Below are 9,890 nucleotides of genomic sequence, written 5' to 3'. Positions count from 1 at the left end.
AGCCGTGGCGGCCCTGGGCGTGATTCTCGGAATCATCGTCGCCGTCGTCTAGTTGTCACCTCTGACTGGCTACTGATCCAGTCAGCACAGAACGAAATCGTGCCGGACGACTGCAGCGTCCGGCACGCTTCTTTTTATCCGGCTGAGTTCGGCTCCGGAGAATTGTTGTAGCCGAACAGTGAAATAGATTGTGTTCATTTCAGGCCCGGTGCGGATGGCTCCCGATGATGTAGCTCGGAGTCTCCGGCCGTGCCCGGGGGATACCTATCGAGAGGGCCGTGTGCGGGGTCGTGCGTCGGGGCTCGAATATCGCCGGTGCGGGCATATCGTGCGCGGCCGGCACCCGGGCAGATAGGCTTCCTGCGGTGTTTACCCGCCGACCACCGTCGAGCGCTGCGCCGCGGTTCGCCTCAGTGCGCGTAACCTGTTGGCCCCCATACGAATCGGAGGACCGGGGCGGCCCGTACGCAGGCTGCACCCGGTCCTCCGGACCGTCGAACTATCGGTGGTGGGGAATTATTCTTTCACGCCCATGCCGTGCGCGAGGGTCGGCCAGGACAGCTTCAGCTCGTCCTGCCAGTAGCCCCACGAATGCGTCCCGGTGTCGTGGATGGTGAAGGTGGCGGGAATGCCCAGCGAATCCAGTTTCGTCTTCAGATTCTGGGTGCAGTGCGCCGTGGCCGCCTCGATCAGGCCGCCGATGATGATCTGGTTGGCCAGACCGTTCGGGCCGGGCTGCGTATGCGGTCCGTCCAGGGTGTCGTAACGACCCGGCATGCCATTACCCGAGGAGATATACAGTTCGGTGCCGCGCAGGCCCTCGGCGTTGACGTAGGGGTCGTTGGCGATCCATTCCCGGGAACCGGTCGGCCCCCACATGTTCTCGTGGCTGGCGCCGCCGTAACCGTCGACGACGAACTTCACGAATCGCGAACCGAGCGGGTCACTGGTCTGTGCGCAACCGCTGTACGCGGCCGCCACGTTGTAGAGACCCGGTTTGGCGATGGGCAATGCGAGCACGGTGGTCGCGGAGGTCGAGATACCCGCGATCCCGTTCACGCCATTCGTGCCGAGTGCCGCATCGATGATCGGCGGCAACTCTTCGGTCAGATAGGTCTTCCATTTGTTGCGGCCGAGTACCGGATCATCCTTGATCCAGTCGGTGTAGTAACTGAACATCCCGCCGATCGGCAGGATCAGGTTCACGTCTTTGTCCGCCATGAACGCGCGGGCGTCGCTTTGCGCCTGCCAGGAGGCGATGTCGATACCGCCGCCCGCGCCGCTCAGCAGATACAGGCTCGGGCGCGGCTTGGACGTATCGGCGGGGCGCTGGATTTCGACCGGAAAGGTCTTGTCCATCGCCGCGGAATAAACCTGAAGTCGGATATTGCGGTCGTCGATGGTCTCTGTGTCGGTTATCCGAGATCCGTCCGGTGCGGTAACCGAAGTGGTCAGCAGTTTTGCATCGGTGGCCGGGTCGGCCGTTGCCGCCGATACACCCAGTGCGGTCATGGCGCAGGCGAGCAGTCCGGTCGCCGCGATGGAGGCTACGGAACGTGATCTGCGGGAGTTGTGTGCTTCTGCGTTTACGCTCCAATTCATAGGACAAGCTTTTAGCACGCCGTTCGGATCGCACATGCGGCGACACGAAGCAATGTCCGAATTACGTAGAATCCTCGGCAAACTGGTCAGTTGTCATAGGTGGCGTTCCGGAAGCTGCCAAGGGGCGCAACGTTCTTCGCCGCACCAGCGGTCATCGGTCGTCCACTGTGGAAATCTCCGCGGCAATTCACCACGTCCGGACGCGAATGCGCGGACATATCCGGGTGCGGAACGGATGCACTTGGTACTTCGTGGAAGTCCTTGGGTACCATCTGCGCCGGGGTATTCAGCCCCGACATCCGATCGAGCTCTCCGAAGGGTGAATTCATGAAGATGCTCAACCCGCGTTACGCCTTCGCTTCTCTCGCCATCACCGGTATCGCCGCCGGCGCCTCGCTGTTCGGCACCGGAATTGCCGCGGCGGATATGATCGACGATCTCGCTCCGCTGCTGAGCTCGGAATGCTCCTTCAAGCAGATCGACGCCGCGATCCATCAGGACGCGCCGGAGATGGCCGCGAAGCTCGACGCCTCGCCGGTGCAGAAGATGGCGCTGGAGGCGGCCTACAACATGCCGACCGACGTGCGTGTGAAGACGTTCCAGGAGTTCACCGCGCAGAAGAAGAGCGGCGTGGAGACCCCGCTCGACGCCATGAGCCCGGACCTGGGCGACAAGATGACGAAGATCAGCACGTCCTGCAAGACGTTCCCGCAGTCGTAGTTTCGCGCTAGAACTACTTGGGCACTCGCGCTGTTCGACGGACAGTGGGTGGGCAGGTCGGCGTTCGCGCCTCGGCGGGGACGCCACCGGCCCTGCTCTCGACCGGCCCCGCGGGTCGGCGTTCGATCACCGCGGCGCACGCGTGCCTAGGATCGCAGACATGCCCGTTTCCTCTACTGCTGCCACGGCCACCGGGTTGTGCGCGTTCGTCGACGAATCGCCCTCGCCCTTCCACGTCTGCCGAACGGTGGCAGCGGAACTGGAAGCCGCCGGGTTCACCCGGCTGGCCGAGGCGGACCCGTGGCCGGCGGACGGGGCCGGTAAGCATTTCGTGGTGCGCGGTGGTTCGCTGATCGCCTGGGCCGCCGATGCCGCGGGGGTGACGCCGTTCCGGGTGGTCGGCGCGCACACCGACAGCCCGAACCTGCGCGTCAAACAGCATCCCGACCTGGCGTCCGCGGGCTGGCAGCTGGTCGGCCTGGAGCCCTACGGCGGCGCCTGGCTGAATTCCTGGCTGGACCGCGAACTCGGGATCTCCGGGCGGCTGAGCGTGCGCGACGGAGATGCGGTGCGCGAGAAGCTGGTTCGCATCGATGATCCGATTCTGCGGGTGCCGCAGCTGGCCATTCACCTGTCCGACGATCGCAAGGGCGTCGCACTGGATCCGCAGCGGCACGTGAACGCGGTGTGGGGTGTCGGCCGGGAGCCGCGCTCGTTCCTCGAATTCGTCGCCGAGCACGCCGATCTCGACCCCGCCGCGGTGCTCGGCTGGGAACTGATGACGCACGACCTGGCGCCGAGCCGGATCGTCGGCCGCGACCTCGATCTGGTCAGCGCACCGCGCCTGGACAACCAAGGCACCTGCTACGCGGGCCTGCAGGCCTTCCTCGCCGCGGCCGCCGAGCCCGGTGCCGCGATTCCGGTGCTCGTCATGTTCGACCACGAGGAGGTCGGCAGTCAGTCCGATCGCGGCGCCCAGTCCGATCTGCTGCCCCGGGTGCTGGAGCGGATCGTGCTCACCCGCGGTGGCGACCGCACGGAATACCTTGCCTCGCTGGCCGGTTCGGTGGTCGCCTCCGGCGATATGGCGCATGCGACGCATCCCAACTACCCGGAGCGGCATGAGCCCGCGCATCGGATCGAGGTGAACGGCGGGCCGGTGCTCAAGGTCAACCAGAATCTGCGCTACGCCACCGATGCGGCCGGAGCCGGCGCGTTCGCGCTGGCCTGCGCGCAGGCCGGAGTTCCGTTGCAGCGCTACGTGCATCGCGCCGATCTGCCCTGCGGCTCGACGATCGGCCCGATGACGGCCGCGGGCACCGGCATCACCACGGTCGATGTCGGCGCGGCCCAGCTGGCGATGCATTCGGCGCGCGAAGTGATGGGCGCCGCCGACGTGCCCGCCTACGCCGCGGCGCTGGCCGCCTTCCTCACGCCCGCCGCCACCGGGCGGTAGGTGAGCACCGCGACGACGAAGACGGCGAGGGTGGCCAGCACATAGCTGCTGCCGATGAGCTGCTGCCACCACGCCCAGTCGAGTTCCTTGTCGTCGGAGTGCGGCAGCAGCCACTGCGGTCCGATCAGGAACATGACGGTCAGCGCACCGACGCAGCCGAGGAACACCGGCGAACGCTTGCCGCGCACGATCACGTCCGCGGTCACCACCGCGGCGGGCGCGATCCACACCCAGTGGTGCGACCAGGAGACCGGCGAAACCAGCAGCACCGCAGCCGCATTCACCAGCAGCGCGGCCACCGTGGCGCCCGCGTCGATCAGCCTGCGCATCCAGACCGCGGCCAGCGCGACCGCGACCAGCGACAGCACGATCCACAGCACGGTGGCCGCCGAGTCGGGCAGACCGAGCCGGAACGCCATACCCTTGATCGACTGGTTGCCCGCGAAATAGGGCGGGCCGATCCGGCCGGTGTCGGCCAGCGTGTGGAACCAGTACTCGGTCGAATCGCTCGGGAACAACAGGAAGCCCAGACCCACCGCCCCGATCGCCGAGACGATCAGCGTGCCCGCCGCCTTCCAGTCCTTGCGCAGCAGGAAGTACAGCAGGTAGCCGCCGGGGATCAGTTTCACCGACACCGCGATGCCGATCAGCATGCCGCGCGGCCAGAATGGCTTGCGCACCAGGCAATCCAGCGTGACGGCGGCCATCAGCACCAGGTTGATCTGGCCGAAACCGAAGGTCTGGCGCAGCGGTTCGAAGGTCTGCAGCAGCGCGACCGCCCCGATCACCAGGGTCCACATGGTGACCCTGGGCAGCCCCGGCCGGATCCGGGCGAGCACCAGCCACAGCGTGATCGCCAGGCTCGCCAGCGAACTCGTCAGCACGATCACCTCGGCGACCGGCAGCGCGATCAGCGCGAGCGGGGCGAAGAACAGCGCGGCCAGCGGGGGATAGGTGAACGGCAGGCCGATACCCGCCACCGGCGGCATCGGGCCGTACAGCTCGCCGTCGTCGAGCCAGACCCGGGCACCGTTGCGGTACACCTGTAGATCGATGTAGCCGGTCCACCAGTGCACGACCAGCGACAGCACCGCGGACGCGGCGAACAGGCCGATGGCGAGCAGGAGCCAGCGCAGTTGGTCACCGGACAGCGGAACGCGCACCTGGGCAGTCGACTCGGTGCTGGTGCCATCCTGCCCGTCGTGCTCGGCAACCGGCCCGGCCTTCGCGACAACCGGCTCAGCGGAATCCGCGATCCCCGATCGTTCGTTCACGGGCCCCAGCGTAACTGTGTGGGACGGTGTGACCCGCGTCGGCGCGCGTGGCCACCCGCGCGCGCTGTGACCGGGCGCACAGGAAAACGGCGAACCGGGCGTGAGGTGTATGCGGCCCGGTGCCCACGAACCGTGACGGCTAAACTTCCAGGCGAATCCCCAGCTTCGCGCTCCCGGCCCGAAAGGACCCTGGTACCCCGTGACTTCGCAGGTCGACACCGTCAGCGCAGCCGCAGCAACTCCCGACGTGCCGCAACCCTATAAAGAGCTGGGTCTGAAGGACGACGAGTACGCCCGCATCAAGGACATTCTCGGCCGCAGGCCGACCGACGCCGAGTTGGCGATGTACTCGGTGATGTGGAGCGAGCACTGCTCCTACAAGTCCTCGAAGGTGCACCTGCGCTACTTCGGCCAGACCACCACCGAGCAGATGCGCGCCTCGATGCTCGCGGGCATCGGCGAGAACGCGGGTGTGGTGGACGTCGGCGACGGCTGGGCGGTCACCTTCAAGGTGGAGAGCCACAATCACCCGTCCTACGTCGAGCCCTACCAGGGCGCGGCGACCGGCGTCGGCGGCATCGTGCGCGACATCATGGCGATGGGCGCGCGCCCGATCGCGGTGATGGATCAGCTGCGCTTCGGCGCCGCGGACGCGGCCGACACCCGGCGCGTGGTCGACGGCGTGGTGCGCGGGGTCGGCGGTTACGGCAATTCCCTCGGCCTGCCGAATATCGGCGGCGAGACCGTGTTCGATGCCTCCTACCAAGGCAATCCGCTGGTGAACGCGCTGTGCGCGGGCGTGATGCGGGTCGAGGATCTGCACCTGGCCTTCGCCTCCGGCACCGGCAACAAGATCATTCTTTTCGGTGCGCGCACCGGCCTGGACGGCATCGGCGGCGTCTCCGTGCTCGCCTCGGACACCTTCTCCGGTGACGAATCCGGTACCGGTCGCAAGAAGCTGCCGAGCGTGCAGGTGGGCGATCCGTTCACCGAGAAGGTGCTCATCGAGTGCTGTCTCGAGCTGTACGCGGCCAAGCTGGTGGTCGGCATCCAGGACCTCGGCGGCGCCGGATTGTCCTGCGCCACCTCCGAACTGGCGGCCGCGGGCGACGGCGGCATGCACATCGAACTGGACCGGGTGCCGATGCGCGCCACCGGGATGACCCCGGCCGAGGTGCTCTCCAGCGAATCGCAGGAGCGCATGTGCGCCGTGGTGACCCCGGAGAACGTGGACGCCTTCATGGCCGTGTGCCGTAAGTGGGACACGCTCGCCACGGTGATCGGCGAGGTCACCGACGGCGACCGGCTGGTCGTCACCTGGCACGGCGAGACCGTGGTCGACGTCCCGCCGCGCACCGTCGCGCACGAGGGCCCGGTGTACGAGCGCCCGGTGCAGCGACCGGACGAGCAGGACGCGCTGATCGCCGACAGCACCGGCAAGCTGACCCGCCCGAAGACCGGCGACGAACTGCGCGCCACGCTGCTGCAGATGCTGGCCAGCCCGCAGCTGTGCAGCCGCAAGTGGATCACCGAGCAGTACGACCGCTACGTGCGCGGCAATACCGTGCTCGCCGAGCACGCCGACGCGGGCGTCATCCGGATCGACGAGTCGACCGGGCGCGGTATCGCGCTGGCCACCGACGCGTCCGGCCGCTACACCAAGCTGGACCCCTACACCGGCGCGCAGCTCGCGCTCGCCGAGGCGTTCCGCAACGTGGCCACCACCGGCGCGACCCCGAAGGCCGTCACCAACTGCCTGAACTTCGGTTCGCCGGAGGATCCGGGCGTGATGTGGCAGTTCCAGCAGGCCGTGCGCGGTCTCGCGGACGGCTGTGTGGCGCTGGGCATTCCGGTCACCGGCGGCAACGTGAGCTTCTACAACCAGACCGGGCAGACGGCCATCCTGCCGACCCCCGTGGTCGGCGTGCTCGGCGTCATCGACGACGTGCACCGGCGCATCCCGACCGGGCTCGGGCTGGAGCCGGGCGAGACCCTGATCCTGCTCGGTGACACCCACGACGAATTCGACGGCTCGATCTGGTCCCAGGTCGTGCACGATCACCTGGGCGGTGTGCCGCCGAAGGTCGATTTCGCGCGCGAGCAGCTGCTGGCCGAGGTGCTCACCGCGGGTTCGCGCGACGGCATGATCAGTGCCGCACACGACCTTTCGGAGGGTGGCCTGATCCAGGCCGTCGTGGAGGCCGCGCTGGCCGGTGAAACCGGTTGCCGCATCCTGCTTCCCGAGGACGCGGACCCGTTCGTCACGCTGTTCTCCGAATCGGCGGGCCGGGTGCTCGTCGCGGTGCCGCGCTCGGAGGAGACCCGGTTCACCAAGATGTGCACCGCCCGCGAACTGCCGTGGGTGCGCATCGGCGTGGTCGACCAGGGCGCGGATTCGGTTGAGGTGCAGGGACAGTTCTCCGTCCCGATGGACGAGCTGCGGGCCGCGCACGAGGGCACGCTGCCGAAGTTGTTCGGAGCAAGTGCGCTCTGATGGCGGCTGAGGCTGGAGCGGTCTCAGTAGTACGTGTGCGCGACGGCGCCGGCCGGATCGTCGGCGCCGTCGAGCGTTTCTTCCGCCCGAACTATGTGGGTCTTGTCGTCGCGACGCTGTTCTTCTCGTTGTCGCTGACGCCCTCGCTGCTGCCGCGGGATTGGTTGTTCGAGGGACTGATCGGCGGGGTCAACGCGGCCATCGGCTACGGCGTCGGCTGTCTGCTGGAGTTGATGTACCGCAGCTGGATTCGGCCGCGGCTGCCCGAGCAGGTCACCACAGTGCTGGCGGACCTGCCTGCGCGGCTGCCCGCGGTGGCGAAGGTGGTGGTGCTGCTCGGCTGTGCGCTGGCCGCGGTGCTCATGCTGGTGCAGTCGGCGCGCTGGCAGCGCGAGATCACCCAGCTGATGGGCATGGACGACATCACGACCAGCGGCTTCCTGCGTACCGGTGCGTTGAGCGCCGCCGTGATCGCGCTGGTGATCGGTGTGTTCCGGGCGGTGCGCTGGCTGGTGCGGTGGGTCGCGGGTGAGCTGACGAAGTGGGTGCACGTCCCGCGCCGCCTGGCCATGCCGCTCGGCTTCCTGATCGTCACCATCGTGGCCGTCACGCTGTTCAACGGCGTGCTGGCGAAAGCCTTCTTCTCGGTGGCGAATTCGGCGTTCAGCGTGCGCAACAGCCACACCTCGCCCAATGCCACACAACCGCAGCTGCCCGAAAGATCCGGCAGCCCGGCCTCATTGGCGAAGTGGGAGACCCTCGGCTCGGAGGGGCGATGGTTCGTCTCCTACGTGCCGAGCGCCGCGGACATCGAAAAGGTCACCGGCAAACCGGCCAAGGAGCCGATCCGGGTGTACACCGGCTTGGAATCGGCGGACGGTCCCGAGGCGCAAGCCGAACTGGCCGTCGCCGAACTCGAGCGGACGGGGGCCTTCGATCGCAAGATCCTGGTCGTGGTGACCACGACCGGCACCGGCTGGGTCGACTCGACCAGCGCCGAATCCGTGGAGATGATGTACGGCGGCGACAGCGCGATCGTCGCCACCCAGTACTCGTATCTACCCAGCGTGCTGTCCTTCCTTTCGGACAAGGACAAGGCGACCCGGATGGGAAAGCTGGTGTTCGACAAGGTGTACGAGCACTGGTCGGTGCGGCCGGCCGAGGCCAGGCCGAAGCTGCTCGTCTACGGGGAGAGCCTCGGCTCGCAGGGGGCCGAAGGCGCGTTCTCCGGTCTCGCCGACCTGCGTAACCGGACCGATGGCGTGCTCTGGGTGGGGCCGCCGAACTCGAACCGGTTGTGGAGTGAATTCGTGGCGCGGCGCGATCCCGGCTCTCCCGAGGTACTGCCGACCTACGCCGACGGCCTCGTGGTGCGTTTCGCGGACGGCCGCGGTGATCTGTGGCAGCCGTCGAGCACCTGGCTGACACCGCGCGTCGCCTACCTGCAGCACGCGTCCGATCCGGTGGTGTGGTGGTCGCCGGATCTGCTGTTCAGCGAACCGGATTGGCTGCGCGAACCGCGCGGCTCCGACGTGTCGCCGACGATGGCGTGGTATCCGATCGTCACGTTCTGGCAGGTCGCCGCCGATCTGCCCAATGCGCAGGGCGTCAACGACGGACACGGGCACCGCTACGGCACGCTGGTGCTCGACGCCTGGGCCGCGATCGCGCAGCCGCCGGACTGGACCGCCGATCTCTCGGACCGGATCCGAAACTACTTGGCGGAGTCGGCAGTTCGGGAACGCTCGCTCAAGTGACGAGTTGATCCGCTGGCCTGGGCGGGCCAGGACCCCTCGTCACCGGGCCCGCCCAGGAGCGTGATCAGGCGATGGTGTTGAACGGATCGTGCTCGGCGAGCAGCTTTTCCATCCGTGCCTGATCGATGCGACCGTGCACGGTCGCGGCTTCGTGCTGGTCCCGCACCACCTTCGCCAAGGTGAAGGTGCTGGTGACCAGGAAGAGAAGGCTCATCGCCAGAAAGCTGCGCTGCCAGATGTCCAGCGGCAGATACAGAATGCCCGCGCCCGCCCCGAAAAAGCTGACGCCGAACGCGATCGCGGCCTGGGCGACGAAGGCCGAGGTGGTCTTCGGCTGTGCGTTGGGAGTGCTCATGCCAAGAATTCTGGCGACACGCGTACCCGCACAACCGTGTACAACTACTCGAGCACCCTGGGTAGTTGCCGATCCGTCGTTGCGGGAGACGACAGGCGCGGCAGGCGAGTGTGATCTGTGTCGATCCGCCGCTTGGCGGCCTGGCCAACACTCGCCGGCGGAACCGGACCGCCATACTGTTGCGATGATGATCGCTATGGAACTGCTCGCGGCCGAACTCCGCACGCGCTGA

Annotated in this window: 7 protein-coding genes; 4 read left to right on the top strand and 3 right to left on the bottom strand. The window is 67.4% G+C overall.

Going from position 1 to position 9,890, the window contains the following annotated elements; genetic code table 11:
* Positions 1-516: 516 nt before the first annotated feature.
* The gene (locus TY25_RS31070; RefSeq protein WP_042262113.1) at positions 517-1,512 is read right to left on the bottom strand and encodes an alpha/beta hydrolase; all 996 of its coding nucleotides are present in this window, start codon (positions 1,510-1,512) and stop codon (positions 517-519) included.
* A 417-nt stretch (positions 1,513-1,929) separates the two neighbouring features.
* On the opposite strand from TY25_RS31070, the gene TY25_RS31065 reads away from it, so the two are divergent.
* Both TY25_RS31065 and TY25_RS31060 read left to right on the top strand, forming a co-directional pair.
* Positions 1,930-2,322, top strand: coding sequence for a hemophore-related protein (locus tag TY25_RS31065; protein ID WP_051728014.1), 393 nt, complete (start codon positions 1,930-1,932; stop codon positions 2,320-2,322).
* A gap of 160 nt (positions 2,323-2,482) precedes the next feature.
* On the top strand, positions 2,483-3,778 hold the full coding sequence (locus tag TY25_RS31060) for a M18 family aminopeptidase (protein ID WP_042262112.1): 1,296 nt from the start codon (positions 2,483-2,485) through the stop codon (positions 3,776-3,778).
* Here TY25_RS31060 and TY25_RS31055 read toward each other — a convergent pair.
* Entirely contained in the window at positions 3,727-5,052 is a 1,326-nt protein-coding gene (locus TY25_RS31055; RefSeq protein WP_081869213.1) for a glycosyltransferase 87 family protein, read from the bottom strand. The two genes, TY25_RS31060 and TY25_RS31055, sit on opposite strands and share 52 nt — an antisense overlap.
* Before the next feature lie 199 nt (positions 5,053-5,251).
* Here TY25_RS31055 and purL point away from each other — a divergent pair, with 199 nt between their 5' ends.
* Both purL and TY25_RS31045 read left to right on the top strand, forming a co-directional pair.
* Positions 5,252-7,546: a phosphoribosylformylglycinamidine synthase subunit PurL gene (purL, locus tag TY25_RS31050; RefSeq protein ID WP_042262110.1), complete on the top strand. Its 2,295-nt coding sequence runs from the start codon at positions 5,252-5,254 to the stop codon at positions 7,544-7,546.
* The gene (locus tag TY25_RS31045) at positions 7,546-9,303 is read left to right on the top strand and encodes an alpha/beta hydrolase (RefSeq protein WP_052383299.1); all 1,758 of its coding nucleotides are present in this window, start codon (positions 7,546-7,548) and stop codon (positions 9,301-9,303) included. Before purL ends, TY25_RS31045 begins: the two co-directional genes overlap by 1 nt.
* A gap of 64 nt (positions 9,304-9,367) precedes the next feature.
* On the opposite strand, the gene TY25_RS31040 is transcribed toward TY25_RS31045, so the two are convergent.
* Positions 9,368-9,658 carry a YiaA/YiaB family inner membrane protein gene (locus tag TY25_RS31040; RefSeq protein WP_014981461.1) on the bottom strand — a complete coding sequence of 97 codons (291 nt, stop codon included), beginning with the start codon at positions 9,656-9,658 and terminating at the stop codon, positions 9,368-9,370.
* Positions 9,659-9,890: the final 232 nt, after the last annotated feature.

Origin of the sequence: Nocardia brasiliensis NBRC 14402 (genome assembly GCF_000308475.2) — a bacterium.
Lineage (GTDB): Bacteria > Actinomycetota > Actinomycetes > Mycobacteriales > Mycobacteriaceae > Nocardia > Nocardia brasiliensis.
Note: the sequence above shows the minus strand (reverse complement) of the source record. Positions and strands in the feature narration are given on the sequence as shown.

What these genes read in the sequence shown, in the direction of transcription:
- TY25_RS31070 (WP_042262113.1), bottom strand. Translation starts at nt 1,512, where the DNA reads ATGACCGCACTGGGTGTATCGGCGGCAACGGCCGACCCGGCCACCGAT.
- TY25_RS31065 (WP_051728014.1), top strand. Translation starts at nt 1,930, where the DNA reads ATGAAGATGCTCAACCCGCGTTACGCCTTCGCTTCTCTCGCCATCACC.
- TY25_RS31060 (WP_042262112.1), top strand. Translation starts at nt 2,483, where the DNA reads ATGCCCGTTTCCTCTACTGCTGCCACGGCCACCGGGTTGTGCGCGTTC.
- TY25_RS31045 (WP_052383299.1), top strand. Translation starts at nt 7,546, where the DNA reads ATGGCGGCTGAGGCTGGAGCGGTCTCAGTAGTACGTGTGCGCGACGGC.
- TY25_RS31040 (WP_014981461.1), bottom strand. Translation starts at nt 9,658, where the DNA reads ATGAGCACTCCCAACGCACAGCCGAAGACCACCTCGGCCTTCGTCGCC.